14 protein-coding genes are annotated in these 15575 nt (G+C 62.1%); 2 read left to right on the top strand and 12 right to left on the bottom strand.

From position 1 onward, the window contains the following. Positions 1-8: 8 nt before the first annotated feature. Both GGD57_RS08630 and GGD57_RS08625 read right to left on the bottom strand, forming a co-directional pair. Complete coding sequence (locus tag GGD57_RS08630) at positions 9-647, bottom strand: 5'-methylthioadenosine/S-adenosylhomocysteine nucleosidase (protein WP_184468745.1); 639 nt, start codon at positions 645-647, stop codon at positions 9-11. Continuing rightward, the gene (locus GGD57_RS08625; protein ID WP_003544704.1) at positions 644-1093 is read right to left on the bottom strand and encodes a PaaI family thioesterase; all 450 of its coding nucleotides are present in this window, start codon (positions 1091-1093) and stop codon (positions 644-646) included. Before GGD57_RS08625 ends, GGD57_RS08630 begins: the two co-directional genes overlap by 4 nt. Before the next feature lie 323 nt (positions 1094-1416). Here GGD57_RS08625 and GGD57_RS08620 point away from each other — a divergent pair, with 323 nt between their 5' ends. Then, positions 1417-2493 carry a DUF2252 family protein gene (locus GGD57_RS08620; protein ID WP_184468743.1) on the top strand — a complete coding sequence of 359 codons (1077 nt, stop codon included), beginning with the start codon at positions 1417-1419 and terminating at the stop codon, positions 2491-2493. 100 nt (positions 2494-2593) lie between these two features. Here the strand turns inward: GGD57_RS08620 and GGD57_RS08615 are convergent, their stop codons facing one another. From GGD57_RS08615 to GGD57_RS08575, 9 genes are all read right to left on the bottom strand, one after another. Beyond that, complete coding sequence (locus GGD57_RS08615; protein WP_184468741.1) at positions 2594-3676, bottom strand: DUF1513 domain-containing protein; 1083 nt, start codon at positions 3674-3676, stop codon at positions 2594-2596. Positions 3677-3680: 4 nt separating this feature from the next. Then, entirely contained in the window at positions 3681-4781 is a 1101-nt protein-coding gene (locus GGD57_RS08610) for an imelysin family protein (RefSeq protein ID WP_184468739.1), read from the bottom strand. Further along, positions 4781-6319 (bottom strand): di-heme oxidoredictase family protein, encoded by a 1539-nt coding sequence (locus GGD57_RS08605; RefSeq protein WP_184468737.1) that lies wholly within the window; start codon positions 6317-6319, stop codon positions 4781-4783. Before GGD57_RS08605 ends, GGD57_RS08610 begins: the two co-directional genes overlap by 1 nt. 44 nt (positions 6320-6363) lie before the next feature. After that, positions 6364-7641 (bottom strand): imelysin family protein, encoded by a 1278-nt coding sequence (locus tag GGD57_RS08600; RefSeq protein WP_184468735.1) that lies wholly within the window; start codon positions 7639-7641, stop codon positions 6364-6366. 227 nt (positions 7642-7868) lie between these two features. Beyond that, positions 7869-9158 (bottom strand): RsmB/NOP family class I SAM-dependent RNA methyltransferase, encoded by a 1290-nt coding sequence (locus GGD57_RS08595; protein WP_184468733.1) that lies wholly within the window; start codon positions 9156-9158, stop codon positions 7869-7871. Positions 9159-9302: 144 nt separating this feature from the next. Continuing rightward, positions 9303-9665 (bottom strand): septal ring lytic transglycosylase RlpA family protein, encoded by a 363-nt coding sequence (locus tag GGD57_RS08590; RefSeq protein WP_085735759.1) that lies wholly within the window; start codon positions 9663-9665, stop codon positions 9303-9305. A 408-nt stretch (positions 9666-10073) separates the two neighbouring features. Next, positions 10074-10943 carry an SDR family oxidoreductase gene (locus GGD57_RS08585; RefSeq protein WP_184468731.1) on the bottom strand — a complete coding sequence of 290 codons (870 nt, stop codon included), beginning with the start codon at positions 10941-10943 and terminating at the stop codon, positions 10074-10076. Beyond that, positions 10943-12103 (bottom strand): tRNA epoxyqueuosine(34) reductase QueG, encoded by a 1161-nt coding sequence (queG, locus tag GGD57_RS08580; protein WP_184468729.1) that lies wholly within the window; start codon positions 12101-12103, stop codon positions 10943-10945. The genes GGD57_RS08585 and queG overlap by 1 nt, the downstream gene beginning before the upstream one ends. Positions 12104-12115: 12 nt before the next feature. Next, on the bottom strand, positions 12116-12808 hold the full coding sequence (locus tag GGD57_RS08575; RefSeq protein ID WP_184468727.1) for a glutathione S-transferase family protein: 693 nt from the start codon (positions 12806-12808) through the stop codon (positions 12116-12118). Between the two features lie 230 nt (positions 12809-13038). On the opposite strand from GGD57_RS08575, the gene GGD57_RS08570 reads away from it, so the two are divergent. After that, positions 13039-13836 (top strand): undecaprenyl-diphosphate phosphatase, encoded by a 798-nt coding sequence (locus GGD57_RS08570; RefSeq protein WP_184468725.1) that lies wholly within the window; start codon positions 13039-13041, stop codon positions 13834-13836. A 697-nt stretch (positions 13837-14533) separates the two neighbouring features. Here GGD57_RS08570 and GGD57_RS08565 read toward each other — a convergent pair. Continuing rightward, positions 14534-15514 (bottom strand): complex I NDUFA9 subunit family protein, encoded by a 981-nt coding sequence (locus tag GGD57_RS08565; RefSeq protein WP_184468723.1) that lies wholly within the window; start codon positions 15512-15514, stop codon positions 14534-14536. Between the last annotated feature and the right edge of the window lie 61 nt (positions 15515-15575).

The following is a 15575-nucleotide window of genomic DNA, read 5'->3' as shown; positions in this document are numbered from 1 at the left end:
TCGAGGGTTCAGAACCAGAAAACTCCGTCCTCCAGCGCCGTGAACAGGCTGTCGACGCCATAGGAGAGTTTGCGGTCGACAATGTGCAGATATTCCGTCCAGCCGGAGATATGCTGCAGTTCGACCGCGCCGTCGGAAATGCCGCGAAGGCCGATCAGCGGCAGCTTGTAGCCCTGGCAGGCGCGCAGCACCGCAAAGGTCTCCATATCGACCATGTCGGCGTCGATATTGCTATAGGCCGCACCCGAAATGACGTTGCCGCCGGTGGAAAGGCTGGCTTCGGCAATGCCTGGAATGCGTAGCGGCAGCTCGATCACCGCCGGCAGGTCGAGGAAGGGTGTCCGGCCCTTTTCGAAGCCGAGCGGCGAGGCGTCCATGTCGCGGTAGGAAACCGAGGTCACCTGATAGATTTCGGTCTGCTCCAGTTTCGCCGAGCCGGCCGAGCCGAGGGAAACGACGAGATCGGGCAGATCATCGGCCGCATCGAGACGTGCCAGCGTCTTGGTCAGCGCCACCGCGGCCTCGACCGGGCCGACGCCGGTCATCAAGGGTTCGATGCGCGAACGCAGGAAGGGACCGTATTCGGCCTCGGCCGCCATGACGAAAAGGATGGATTTCCCTGCGACCGATTTCAGTTCGAACTTCATCCCGTAATTCCTTCCCTACCGCGGATCACCATCATCGTTCCGGTCATGGAGGCGATGAGTTTCGCCGGCCCGTCGCTGATCGCGTAGCCTCGCCCGTCGGCGACGATGATGGTGGAGCCGGGTTTGGTGATTTCCCCGCGAAACAGGAAACGATCGCCACGCCCCGGCGACATGAGATTGACCTTGAACTCGATCGTCAGGATCGAGGCTTCGGGGTCGATGACGCTGTAGGCCGCAAAACCACAAGCCGAATCGAGCGCGGCGGAAATGATGCCCGCATGCAGGATGCCGTGCTGCTGTGTCAGTTTGACGTCGAAGGGAAGCTCGATCTCGACGACGCCGTGTTCGACACGTGTCAGTTCCGCGCCGATCGTCTCCATCGCCGCCTGCCGCGCAAAATTGCGGCGGATTCGCGCGCGGAAATCGCCCCTGTCAGTCTCGCTCATGTCTGCCCCTCTTGCAGCGGCGAAAGTGGCATGGCGGGCCGGATTCGACAAGCTGCACATTGCCGAAATCGGTCTGGGCAGCAGTGGAAAGCGCGCAGCGTGTCCCCGGGGCCACCTTTCGACTTTCGATCGCAGTGCAAGCCGGTGCGAAGACGATTGCAGCTTCGCGCTCAGCGGGTATTCTCCGCGTTAAAGCGCATCGCGATCTTTCAGATTCGCTCCTCGCGCTTTAGGTCTTTGTTTTTACGCATGTCGTTCTCGCAAAACTGCGGCACAGTTTTGCGCGACATGCTCTATATCTCGAAACGACGGAGCGCCGGCGGATGACGACGATATCGCAATCGGTGCGGAATTTCGAGAGCTGGCTCGCCGGCAAACTCGGTGGCGATCTCGTCGAGGACGATCTCCGCGAGAAGCACGAGAAGATGCGCAGTGACGATTTCGTCTTCCTGCGCGCCACCTACTGGCGCTGGTGCGAAATCATCCTCGATATCCGCCCGGAGCTCGCAGGCGCGCCCGAGGTGCTGGCGATCGGCGATACGCATCTGGAGAATTTCGGCACCTGGCGCGATGCCGAGGGCCGGCTCGTCTGGGGCGTCAATGATTTCGACGATGCGGCTGTCATGCCCTATGCGCTGGATCTCGTTCGCCTTGCTGCAAGCGCCATCCTGGCCCGGGGCGGCGACGGCCCCTCGGTGCGGATGATCGGCGAACTGATCCTCGGCGGCTATCGCCGGGGCCTTGAAAATCCGCTGCCGGTGATCCTCGAACGCGATCACAAATGGCTGCGCAAGGCGCTGATGCTGCCGAATTCCGAACGTCGGGAATTCTGGGAGAAATACAAGACGCTGACGCCGGGCAAGACCGAGGCGCCCGCCGCCTATACAAAGGCGCTCGCCGATGCGCTGCCGCCCGGCTCAGGACCCTTCGTCGCCAAGCCGCGCAGCGGCGGCACCGGCAGCCTCGGCCGGCCGCGTTTCGTCGCCTACGCCGAATGGCAGGGCGGGCCGGTGCTGCGCGAGGCGAAGGCGCTGCTGCCATCGGCCTGGTCGCTTCGCCACAGGCCGCAGGACCTGGCAATCCACGCGGGCGAAATCGCCGGCGGACGGGCGCGCTCACCCGATCCTCATTATAGCGTCTCCGGCCGTATTCTCGTGCGTCGGCTTTCGCCGAACAGCCGCAAGATCGAGATCGACAAGCACCCGGAGGTCCTGCTTTCGCCGACGATGCTCGAGCTGATGGGCTTCGAGATCGCCAATTGCCATTCCGACGATGCGTCGGCGGCTGCCGCGATCCTGCAGGACGTGCAGGCCAGGGGACCTGAATGGCTGCATGAGGCGGCAAGGGCCGCCGCATCAAGCGTCGGTGCCGAGCAGAAGGCCTATGCGCGCGGCCAATAAAGCATGTCGCGCAAAAGTGCGCAGCGGTTTTGTGCTGAAGACATGCGGCAAACTAAGACCTAAAGCGTGGCAAAGCGAATCTGAAAGATCGCGACACGCTTTAAGAAATCCGCACGATGTGCTGGTCCCAGGCGACATCGCTGCGGGTCGACAGGAAATCGCCGTCATAGGAGGAAACGGCAAAGCCGCTTCTTGCCGGCGCGATGCCCGCGGCATCCGGAATGGTCGTCTCGGTCAGCACCTTGCCCGACCTCGCATCGATGGTCACCGAGGCACCGCCTTTCGGCGACGTCACGCCGACGAGGCCTTCGCTGCGGTTGACGGCGATTGCTCCGACGTAATTGGCAAGCCTGCGCGTCGTCTCTTCCGGCAGGTCGATGAAGGACAGGTCCTCTCCCCTGGCGAAATGGCCGACAAGTGGCGGCAGGTCCTTACGATGGCCTTCGTACTGGCAGGCAAACCAGATACGGCCCTTATCGTCGAGATCGACATGGCGGGTGGAGAGCTGGGCCCATTGCGCCGGCAGCACATGTTTTTCGATCAGCGCCCCGGTCGCCGCATCGATTAGAACAAGCGACGGCTGCATCGCCCCGAGATTGAGCTTGGTGCGGCCGAAATCCGGATGTGTCTCGATGCCGCCATTGGCGGCGATCAGAAGGCGTCCGTCGTCCGAAACCGTCATGTCGTGCGGACCGATGCCGTAGGTTTCGAATTCGCCGATGCGGCTGAAGCGGTCGGTGGCGTCGTAGAGGCCGATCATGCCGCGATTGCCGTCGAAGTCGTTTTCGCTGGCGTAGAGCACACGGCCATCAGGGGAAAAGGCGCCATGGCCGTAGAAATGCCGGCCCTCCGCAGAGCTGATGACGATCGGTTCGCGCTTGTTGCGGGCATCGAAAATCATCGCATAGGTGCCGGGCCGGCGGGCGAAGGCGACGGTCTTGCCGGTGACGGCGCTGAAGGCCATGCCGTGCGCCCGGGCCGGAAGCACCACCTGATCGACGACCTCGCCGCGCTCCGTCACGGTGGCAACCGCATAGGAGCCGTCGGCGGCACGAATGCCGGAAGCATAGACCGCATCGGCCCGCTCCAGGGCCAGAAGCGACTTTGGCGTCAAGGCCGCAAGAAAGCCGATCCCGGCCGCCTTGACGAAACTGCGTCGGTCGATTGCGGCACTTCGCATCATCGCTTCAGTCTCCATCCGAAAAGGAAAAGCCGGCCGAAAGGCCGATCGCGGAGCCATATTCGTCGCTGATCCTGGTGATCAGGTCGCGGCTCTCGGCCAGCAGCGTATCGAGTTTGGCCTTCTCCGCATCGCTCACGGCGGCGTCGATGTCAGGGTTGAGCTTCGGCACGCTGTCGAGCAGCGATTTGAAGTCCTCGTCGATCGAGGCGGCGACGGCCTGTTTGTCCGGCGGCAGAAGCTCGGCCATACCGGCCTTCTGCCAGAGCGTGCGCAGGCCGTCGATATTCGCGGCCATCGATTTCCAGGTGTTCTTAGAGCGCCAGTAGATTGCCATGCGCGGACGCGGCGCGGTGTCCTTGCCCTTGTAGAATTGTTCGAGCCGCTGGTCGCGGAGATTTTCCGCACCGTGGACGAGAATGCCGAGCAGTGCCGTCACGGCTTCCTTGTTGTCCATGAAATCGTTGCTCTGCGGGCCGGGATGTTTCCAGCTTGCCTGCACGCCGTCGGGTTTTTCCCAGGCGGCGACGATCTCGCCGGCCTCCCGCTGGATATTGCCGGCGACCGCCTGGCCGTAGAGGCAGCGGAAGCCGCCCTTCTGCTTGACGAGATCGTCGGAACCATTGCCGTAAAGCACGTATTCCAGTGCCGTCAGGCCCTGCAAAGCCACGCTCTTGCCGGCAATCGCATCGACCGTCGCATCCTTCGGATCGGCCTTGGCGATCAGCGCCTGCACCTGCTTCAAGCCGACACCCTTGCGGTCGGGATAAAACAGGATGTGCTCGAAGAGATTGTCCTGGATGACCGGTCCGGTCTGCACGATCTCGATGATCGACCAGTAGCGGATCGTATCGTCGAAGGCCGATTTCGCCTTGTCGAGCGACTGCTGCGTGCCGTCGGCGCAAAGGTCCTTCATTGCCGTCGTCAGCCGGGCGGACGATTGCTGCATGTTGCGATAGCCGGGCCGGATGACCTCGTCGACGGCGCGCTGCATGACGGCGGGAACGGCATCCTCGTTCAGCCCTGCCGGAGGAGCGGCGGTCTGGGCGGCGGCCGGTGTGGCGAGGCCGATCAGAGTGAGGCAGAGCAGGGGGTGCCAAAGGCGCATCAAAGTGACTCCAGGAATGTAATCAGGGCCGCCCGGTCATCTCTCGACAGGGAGGAGAAAGCATTGCGGGCTTTTTCAGCTTCGCCGCCATGCCACAGGATCGCCTCGGTGAGATCCCGCGCACGGCCGTCATGCAGGAAAAAGCTGTGTCCGCTGACCGTCCGGGTCAGTCCTATACCCCATAGCGGTGGCGTGCGCCATTCACGTCCGCTTGCAAGGCCGACCTGTTGTCCGTCGGCAAGCCCGTCGCCCATATCGTGCAGAAGAAAATCGGAATAGGGCCATATCAGCTGGAAGGATTGCGCCTTGTCTGATGTATCCCGGCGGGTGACGAATTTCGGCACATGGCAGGAAATGCAGCCGGTTTCGTAGAAGATCCGCTTGCCGCGCAGCGTCTCGGGGAAGCTCGCCTTGCGGCGCGCGGGAACGGCAAGATTTTCGGAATAGAAGGTCACGAGGTCGAGAACAGGCCCCGGCGCTTCCTCGTCGCCGAGGCGCTTCTGCACGCCGGTCGGCATATCGAGGCATTTCTTTTCCGCCTCGGTGCAATCGCCATATGCATCCGGGTGGTCGGGCGTGGAAATACCGATATCATTGGCGAAGGCATCGGCATTCTGGTCGCGCACCGTGGCGTTCTGCGCCTTCCAGCCGAACCGGCCGAGGGCGATCTTTCCGCTGCGGTGGTCGCGCACGATCGCCGCCTTGCCTGATATGCCGTCGCCATCGGCATCGTCGGGATCGGCGTGGGCAAGGATATCGGCCTCGGATATCGCCTCGATCAGCCCGAGGCCGATCATCGCGGGGGCAACCCGCGCCGAAATCGTCGTCGCCGGATCGAGCGGTCCGTAGGCAAGGTCGGTCACTGCATAATGCGGACGGCGCAGCGGCACGGTCTCGCCGTCGCCAAGTGTCACCGTCTCCTCATCATAGCGGATCGCCATCCGGCCTTCGGCGGCAAGACCGGGAACGGCTAGATCCTGCAGCTGGTGACCATAGACCGGATCGGGGAAATTGAGGATATCCGCGCCCGCGATCGCCTTTTCTTCCCCGGGTGTTTTGGCTGCGCGGGAAAGCCGCAGGAACATCGAGACGGCGCTTGGGCCGCCCTCCGGCGGTTTGCCGCGGCCATCATTGACGTGACAGCTCATGCAGGAGCGGGCGTTGAACAGCGGCCCGAGGCCATCGGAGGCCTGCGTCGAGGAGGGAGCGGATACCCAGAGCTTGCGGAAGAGCGCGTTGCCGAGCTTGAAATTCTGCTCTTCCTCGAAGGGGATGTTGGCCGAAATATGCGAGAAGCTGTCCTCGGTGACCGGGTCGATCGAGGTCGTAGCCCCCGCCTGCATCGCTTCATATTGTTCGGCCTTGGCAAAGTCTTCGGTCGGCCGCGTCACATCGGCGACGCGTTTCAGATCCGCGTCGGAAAGGTCGGCGCGTTTTGTCGGCAGATCGAAACCGGCGGCGATGGCTGCGGAAATACCGGCAAACATGGCGCAGAGCGTTGCGCTGGCGATCAATCGGCGGGCCGGAGCATGCGACATTTCAGAGTCCGGGCCGCTCCCATGGAAGCGGCCCGCCTTTTTGCTTATTTGAAGACGGCGTTAGGATTATCCAAGCTGTCGGAACCTTCAAGCTGAACCGTGCCGAGATCGAGTGCGGCAATAACGCGCTGTACCGACTTCGTCTGGTCGATCAGCCCGTCGATGGCAGCCTGGACGACGGCGTTGCCTTCCTTGTTGCCCTCGGCGATCATCTGATCGTACTTCTCGACGGTCTCGCCGCGCTTGGCCATGGCGTTCATGGCATCGAGCGTCTTGTTGAGTTTGCCTTCCATCTCGGCATCGAGCGCCTTGTCCTTGGCGGCAACGAGATCGTGCAGCGACGGGCCGCTGAGCTTGGTGCCGTCGACGCGGGTATAGTTGCCGGTATAGGCGGCGGCGATGCCGATCGCGTCGTTGAGATGCGAGTTGTAGGTATTGTCGGAGAAGCAATCATGCTCTTCTTCCGGATCGTGCAGCAGCAGGCCGAGCTTCATGCGCTCGCCGGCGAGTTCGCCGTAGGAAAGCGAACCCATGCCCGTCAGGATCGCGACAAGGCCGGCCTTCGGATCGGCTTCGACGTTCTTCGTCGCAGCGCCGTCCGGCGTCCAGTTGTCGGTCATTTCCTGCAGGTTGGAGACGAGCAGGGTGGAGGCGGATTTCAGATATTCGGCGCGGCGGTCGCAATTGCCGTGCGTGCAGTTCTTGAGATCGTAATCCGTTGCCGGGCGGTCGCCGGCGCCGGGTCCGGTGCCGTTCAGATCCTGGCCCCAGAGCAGGAATTCGATGGCGTGATAGCCGGTCGCGACATTGGCTTCGATGCCGCCGGCCTCGGCGAGCGTCCCGGAGAGGAATTCCGGCGTCAGCTTCGAGGCGTCGACATCCTTGCCGTCGATCTTGATCGTCTTATTGGCGATGACATTGGCCACATAGAGCGAATTTTCGTCGCTCTCGGTGCCGTAGGAGGCATCGACGTAATCGATCAGGCCTTCATCGAGCGGCCATGCGTTGACCTTGCCTTCCCAGTCGTCGACGATCGGATTGCCGAAGCGATAGACTTCCGTCTGCTGGTAGGGAACGCGCGCCTTGATCCAGGCGTCGCGGGCGGCTTTCAGCGTCGCATCGGTCGGCGCCTTCAGAAAGGCGTCGATGGCGGCGTCGAGTGCCTTGGCCGTCGTCAGCGAGTCTTCGTATTTCGCATGCGCCACGTCGGTATAGTGTTTCACCACGGCGCTAGCATCGGTCTCGGCATGGGCGGGTAAGGCGAGCAGGGCGGCGGGGGCAATCGCCAGCACGGCTGCGCGGAATTTGCGGTTGAGCTTCATAATCCTCTCCTGTGACGGGATTTTCCGTCTAATCGGGCTCCGTCTCTTCGCGCAAAAGTAAACTGGTGTCAAACGCTCTAGTTTGGAATGGTTTTAAGGATGGATTGGCGCCGGCAAACCGGTTTCCTTTGAACGGCATCTGCTTGAAAAACCGGCAGCAACCGTTGCCGCGCAGCGTCATTGCGCCGCGGGTATCTCCAATTTATTGTTGGCTTTGCCAGGCCGCGTCAGCCCTTGCGCTGCAGGCGGCAGAAGAAGAAGCCGTCCGTATCGGTGGAAGCCGGCGTCAGCGTCACCGTCAGGCCATCGGAAGAGTGCGGACGCGGAGCGTCTTTGCCGAAGAGGCCGTCCCAGGCGGGCAGGGCGCTGACGATCTGGAAATCGGGATTGCCGGCGGTGAAGCGGCGCACCTGCTCCTCGTTTTCCTGAGGCAGGACCGAGCAGGTGACGTAGATCAGTTCGCCGCCCGGTTTGACGAAGCCGCTCGCCTGGGCGAGCGCGTCCTGCTGCTGGGCGGTGCGTTCGTCGAGGTTCTTTGCCGTCAGCCGCCATTTGGTGTCGGGGCGGCGGCGCCATGTGCCGGTGCCGGTGCAGGGCGCGTCGACCAGCACCTTGTCGCAGCGCCCGGCAAGGCCGGAGAGCGCCTTGGCGTCGTCATGCACCTGGACATTGCGCGTGCCCGCCCGCTTCAGCCGCTCGATGATCGGCGCCAGCCGCTTGCGGTCGGCGTCATAAGCGTGAACCTGTCCCTTGTTCTGCATGGCCGCCGCCATGGCGAGCGTCTTGCCGCCGCCACCGGCGCAATAGTCGAGAATCTGTTCGCCGTCCCTGGCGAGCACCAGATCGGCGACGATCTGCGAACCCTCGTCCTGAACCTCGAACCAGCCTTTCTGGAACGAAAGCTCGGCTGTCACGTTGGGAAGACGCGAGGCGCCTTCCCCGGCGGCAATCCGGATGCCGTAGCGGGCGATCCTCGCGGCCTGCGCGCCTGATCTTTCGAGTGCCTTGACCGCCTTGTCGCGGGAGGATTTCAGGATATTGGCGCGCAGATCGAGTGTCGGGCGGGCGGCGAGCGCCTGTGCCTCGGCAAGCCAGCCGGCGCCGAAAGCCTGTTCGAAGGAGGATTGAACCCATTCGGGAATATCGCCGCGGATATGCGGCGGTGCATCGTCGAGCGAGCGGCTTTCGAAGGCCGAGACGGCCTCGGCCGACAGCGGCGCCGGCGCAAACTTGTCGTCCGCCAGTTCGGCGGCAAGACGGTCCGGCGTAAAACCCCATTGGCGGAACATGACGGCATGGGCAATTGCTGTGGCGCTGTCGTCATCCATCAGCCAGGCATGGGAAAGCCGCATGCGCAGGGCATCGTAGACGATGTTGCCGATGGCGGCACGATCGCCGGAGCCGGCGAAACGATGCGCAAGGCCCCAGTCCTTCAGCGCGTCGGCGACAGGCCGCTTGCGGGCATCGATGTCCGCGAGCACAGAAATCGCCCCTTCGAGGCGGCCGCCCAGACGCATTCACAAGTCTCCTGTTGCCATGCCTGCGAAGGATCCCGTCAGCCGCGACAGTCGCGGGATGGATTGTTCACAAGTCTCAACCGCGTGGTAACCGCGATTGGCGGCAAGAGCAAGCGCCGCTGACGGCGCAGCCGGTTGTTGGTCTTAGCTGATCACCTGGTAGCAGACCTTCGCCGTGCCGGAGCTCACCATGCCGATATTCTGCGCGGCGGCGCGCGACAGATCGAGCACCCGGCCGCGGATGAACGGACCGCGATCGTTGATGCGAACGACGACGGTGCGGCCATTGTTGCGGTTGGTGACCTTCACCTTGGTGCCGAAGGCAAGCGAACGATGTGCGGCAGTCAAGACGGCAGGGTTCATACGTTCCCCGGAAGCAGTTTTGGAGTGAAGTGCGTACCATGAAGCGCCGCCACAGCCATTTCCAGCAAAACTCTCCGCCGGAAGCAAGGAAGAGCAGGCTGCAATAGTTGCGGCAGCGATAATAGAACGGCTTATTTTCTTCAAAACAGAGTATCCCTCAACTATTGAACTCAACGCCCTTGCAGGCGGCGGGGCTTAAATCCGTCGAAAAATGGCGAAAAAGTGCCGCGCGCGATCACGGAATATTACAGTCTGTAATATTTGTGAGGCCATTGATAAAATATGAGAATTTGCCGCGTGCGGCAGAACGTGGAAAAAACGCAATGAAATCAGCTAAAATTCAAATGATTTTTCCGAAGAAGTTTTAAACTTCCCACCCTTCACAAAAATCACGAAATATTTTTTCGGGCTTCGCCATATTTGCTGCCACATTTGCGCAAATTCAAAGGCCGTTAACCATGACATGCGGCGAGAATTGTTCTGCCAAATGCAGAAAGTAGGAATTTCCTACTCATTTCGGGTGATAACCCGGTCGCCTCAGGCGGGGCTGGTCTAACCGCGCCAGCGTCCGTCCTGCCACAATTGCGCAAGTGACATCGGGTAGTCGGGGAAGGATAATTCGAAGCCGGCGGCCCTGAGTTTCGCATTCGAAACCCGTTTGTTCTCGCCGTAGAAGGAGCGCGCCATCGGCGTCAGCTCGGCTGTTTCGAAGGCCTGTTCCGGCGGCGGTTCGACACCCATCAGCCGTGCTGCCTCGACGATCACATCCTGCGGCGGCCCGGGCCGGTTGTCGGTGATGTTATAGAGGCCGCCGAGGCTGTGGTCGGACAGAAAGCGGGTCGCCGCGCCGATATCCTCGACCCGGATGCGGTTGAACACCTGGTCTTTCTTGATCAGGCGCCGCGCCGTGCCCTTTTCCAGATTGCAGAAGGCATTGCGGCCCGGCCCGTAAATCCCGGAAAGGCGGAGCACCGCCGCCGGCACGCCGCGCTGCCTGCCCATGGCCAGCCAGCCCGCTTCCGCCTCGAGCCGCTCCTTCGAGCGTCCGGACACGGGCACGCAGGGCGTTTCCTCGTCGATCCAGGCGCCCTTGTGATCGCCATAGACGCCGACGGTGGAGAGGTAACCGATCCATTCGAGGCGGGGCAACAGGCTTGCGCTGTCTTCGCCGAGCAGCCGCAGCAGCGGATCGGCCTTCCCCGGCGCGATCGACTGCACGAGATGGGTGACATCGGCCAAAGCCTGGATGAGCCCTTCGTCCAAGGTCTCTCCGTCGAAGAGATAGGCCTTGATGCCGGCTTGACCGAGCGCGTCCATCTTCTCCGCCGAGCGCGTGGTGCCGGAAATGCGCACGCCGTCGCCGGCGAAGGCTCTGGCGATCGCCGTGCCGGAATAACCGCAGCCAAAGATCATCACATGCATCAGCCCGCTCCTGCCATCAGCCATTCGTTCAACACGTCGCCATCGCTCTCATCAGCCCTTTGTGCGGCAAAGAGAGAGAATTCGCCAGCCTCCATCAGCCGCGAAAGCGCCCAGACCGCCATGGCACGCACCACCGGCGAGGCATCGCCGGCGAGCAGGCGGCATTGGGCAATCAGCGCCGTCTCGCCGGAATTGCCGGCAGCGATCAGCAAGTTGCGGACGAAACGGTCGCGGCCGATCCGCTTGACCGGCGAGCCGCTGAAGAAGGCGCGGAAGGCGGCATCGTCGAGCGTCAGCAGAAAGGCGATCGACGGCTCCTTCAGTTCTTCGCGCGCCTGCAGCTTCATCTCGGAGGCCGCAGTTGCGAACTTGTTCCAGGGACAGGCGGCAAGGCAGTCGTCGCAGCCATAGATGCGGTTGCCGATCAGCACCCGCAGGTCGGGATCGATCGGCCCCTTGTGTTCGATGGTGAGATAGGAAATGCAGCGCCGTGCGTCGATCTGATAAGGCGCCGGAAAGGCGGCCGTGGGGCATGCGTCGAGACAGGCGCGGCAGGAGCCGCAATGATCGGTCTCCTCGGCGTCGACGGCAAGATCGGCGGTCGTGAACATCGTACCGAGAAACAGCCAGGAACCGTGTGTGCGGCTGACGAGGTTGGTGTGTTTGCCCTGCCAGCCCAAGCCGGCTGCCGCCGCCAGCGGCTTTTCCATGACGGGCGCGGTATCGACGAACACCTTCACGTCGGCACCGGCCCGCGCCGCAAAACGCGTGGCGATCTCCTTCAGCCGGCCCTTGATGACATCGTGATAATCGCGGTTGCGGGCATAAACGGAGATGGCTGCTTTATCGGGCTTATCAAGGATGCCGCGCGGATCCTCCTCCGGCGCGTAATTGAGGCCGAAGACGACGACCGATTTCACCTCGCTCCAGAGTGTCCGGGGGTCGCCGCGCCGGTCGCGCGTCTCCGCCATCCATTCCATCGTCCCGTGGTGCCCGGCATCGATGAACGCGCCGAGACGCTGCTTGGCTTGCGGGATCGCGTCCGGTCGCGTGATGCGGCAGAGATCGAAGCCCTTGGCGGCAGATTCCCGCCGCACGAACTCGGTCAAATTGTCGCGGCGGCGGCGCTCTTTGTCATCTCGTCTATCGGCTTCGGGCATGGAGAGCCCTCGTCAGAAATCCAGATCGGCATAATGCGAAACCGGTGTCAGGCCGCGCACCCGCTCGGTCAGCATCGGCCGGAAGGAGGGGCGCGATTTCAGCCGCTGATACCAGTCCTTGACGACGGGCGAATCTGCCCACTCGATTTCGCCGAGATAATCGAGGATCGAAATCGAGGCGGCGGCGGCAAGATCGGCATAGCTCATCCTCTCGCCCGCCAGCCACTGGCGTGAGCCGGCAAGCCAGGTGAGATAGCGCATATGCTGGCGGATATTCGCGCGGGCCGTGCGCAAAATCTTCGAATCCGGCGCTCCGCCGCCCTGATCGGCGGTCATCTGCAACTTATAGACACGCTCGCGGGCGAGCGGCTTGGTCACGTCGTTTTCCATCTTCTGCATGAACCATTCGCTCAGCCGGCGGATTTCCGCCCGCTGGAAAGGGTCCTCGGCGAGCAGCCGCCGGTCGCGTTTCAGCACACCGTGCGTCTCGTCCAGATATTCGGAAATGACGGTCGCGCCGCAGAGCGCCCGCATGCTGTCGTCGACATAGACAGGCAGGGTGCCGGCCGGGTTGAGCGCCAGGAAATCCCGGCGCTTTTCCCATGTCTGCTCCTCGATCAGATCCGCCTGATAGCCGTATTCCGCCAGGATCAGCCGGACGAAGCGAGATGCGGATGACATGGGATGATGATAAAGCGTGGGCATCGATACTCGGGCTTTGTGATTGCTGTTACAGGACTGTGTGGCAGCTCGATTATAGCGCCCTAGTCATGACTCATTGGTTGAAGCTATAGGAGCTTGGCCCCGCCAATACAAGCGAATCGGATTTTACGCCATCTGAGGATGACGAAACACGGTCTGACGAACGAATGAAAGCGGCAGCCTGATCGGCCCAAGCGCTCAGGCCCGCCCGCACTTTAAACCGGAGACAATGTATGGATTATATCAATGCTGCAATTCTCGGCGTCATCGAGGGGATCACCGAATTTCTGCCGATCTCGAGCACCGGCCACCTGATCATCGCCGAGCAATGGCTCGGACACCGGTCGGACATGTTCAATATCGTCATCCAGGCCGGCGCCATTCTCGCCGTCACCATCATCTACTGGCGTCGCCTGCTGGATCTGGTGCTCGGCTGGCGCCAGCCGGAGAACCGCGATTACGCCGCCAAGCTGATCGTCGCCTTTCTCATCACCGCAATTCTCGGACTTATCGTCAAGAAGCTCGGCTTCGAACTGCCGGAGACGGCGACGCCGATCGCCTGGGCGCTGATCATCGGCGGTATCTGGATGATCTTTGCCGAATGGGCTGCGGCGCGCAAAGCTCCCCATAAGGAGATCACCTGGCTCGTCGCCATTCTGGTCGGCATCGCCCAGATCGTTGCCGGTATCTTTCCGGGAACGTCGCGCTCCGGCGCCACGATCTTCGTCGCCATGCTCGCCGGCACCGGCAACCGCGCCGCGGCAACGGAATTCGCCTTTCTCGTCGGCATTCCCACAATGTATGCCGCAAGCGGCTATGAATTGCTGAAGACGTTCAAGGACGGCGGTGCGGCAAACGAAGACTGGACGGCACTCGGCATAGCCTTCGTCGTGTCCACGATCGTCGCCTTCATCGCCGTCAAATGGCTGCTCGCCTATATCAGAAGCAACCGCTTCACGCTGTTTGCCGTCTACCGCATCATTCTGGGCGCCCTGCTGCTCGGCATGGCCGCCACCGGCCTGATCGCCTGAGGTATTCCCACTGCATTGCATTCGCGCGGCCCCCAGCGCGAATGCATTTTGTTTTTACGCGATTCCGGACGTCGGATCTCGCGAACGGACATGGGATCGTCGGCAGGCGCCGATTTTTTTAAGCTCGCAATATCGAGAGGATAAACGGCCGCCAATTTTGAGGCCGGCAAGACTGAGCGTTCATTTGGGAACGTCCTGCTTCGGACATTCCGACCGCTGCCTGTCTTGGATTAAGAATGCCGGCGCCAAGGCCGGACTTTTCGTCAGTGGCTGATCGAAGCCGTCGAGCAAGGATCGACGCCGTAGGCCGGCGAGCAGTCGCCCTTGACCGCTGCGACAGAACCTGGCGCAACGAAAGAGCCTGCCAGGATAATTAGCGCCGCACACGCAAAAAGGAGCGCGATTGACTTGCCCATCGAGAATTGCCTTTCACAGTGATTGCCGCACGCGATCCCAAGCGTTGAGTCCGTTGGAAGACGCGCGGGTTTGGTAGTCAGTGGAATGGCAAATAGCAATAAATGTTCCTGCTAAATTTGGCGTTAATTTCACAAATTTTCCGATGCGTCTTTTATGCAACTGCACTTGATATGGCCGGCACAACAACATTTCAAACTTGCGCCGGCTTTGCTTCAGACGGCAAAGGAAAACGCCGCCCGCATCATATGCGAACGGCGTTGTTCCGAAGGGGCGAAATTGGTCAGGCGGCCTTGCCGGTGCCCGTATACTGGCCGTGCGGGCGATAGTGCACGAGATAGGAGCCGAGCACCGATGCGGCCATGGTGGGTGTAATGCCGAGGCCCTTCAATGTGCGGCCTTCCGCTTCTGCTGCTGCGGAGACGATGTTGTCGTGCTTCAGCATCCGCACCTGGTCAGGCGTGATCGGCGGCGTGATGAAAGGGATCAACGAGGCAATGCTGCCGATCAGCGACGCGACGCCGAAGGGCAGGGAGACCAGCGGGTTCTTGCGGCAGGTCACCTTCAGCATCGTCTCCAGACATTCGCGGAAGCTCAGCACTTCAGGGCCGCCAAGCTCATAGACCTTGCCGCCGGCGACCTTGCCGTCGACGGCACGGGCGACGGCCTCGGCGACATCCTCGACATAGACGGGCTGGAATTTCGTCTTGCCGCCGCCGACCAGCGGCAGGATCGGCGACATGCGGGCCATGTCGGCAAACTTGTTGAAGAAACTGTCCTCCGGCCCGAAGACGATCGAGGGACGGAAGATCACCGCATCGGACTTGATGGAGTGGATGGCGGCTTCGGCGCGGCCCTTGGTGCGGCCGTAATCCGAAGCGGATTTGGCGTCGGCGCCGATCGCTGAAATATGGGTGAGCGTCGCACCGGCGTTGCGCGCCGCTTCGGCGACCGCGCGGGCGCCGAATTCCTGCACGGCGTCGAAGGTGTTGCGGCCGGTCTCGTGCAGAATGCCGACGCAGTTGACGACATGGCTTGCGCCGTCGACTGCGCGGTCGATCGAGCTGCGATAGCGCAGGTTTGCCTGCACGAAGGAGATCTGGCCGACATTGCCGAGCGGCTGCAGGAAGCCGGCGAGATCGGGACGGCGCACCGCGACGCGGATGTTATAGCCGCGTTTGGCCAGCGCCCGAACCACGTGCCTGCCGACGAAGCCGGACCCTCCGAACACGGTGACGAGCGGCGGCAGGTTGGCAAGGGTCATGGCAGGTTCCTCGAAAGGCTTTGGGAGATGCTTGATCGGCTCCGTCTTAACCGAATCCGAT

The organism is Rhizobium esperanzae (assembly GCF_014197615.1).
Lineage (GTDB): Bacteria > Pseudomonadota > Alphaproteobacteria > Rhizobiales > Rhizobiaceae > Rhizobium > Rhizobium esperanzae_A.
The sequence above is the reverse complement of the archived record's forward strand: the minus strand, read 5'-3'. Positions and strand labels throughout refer to the sequence as shown.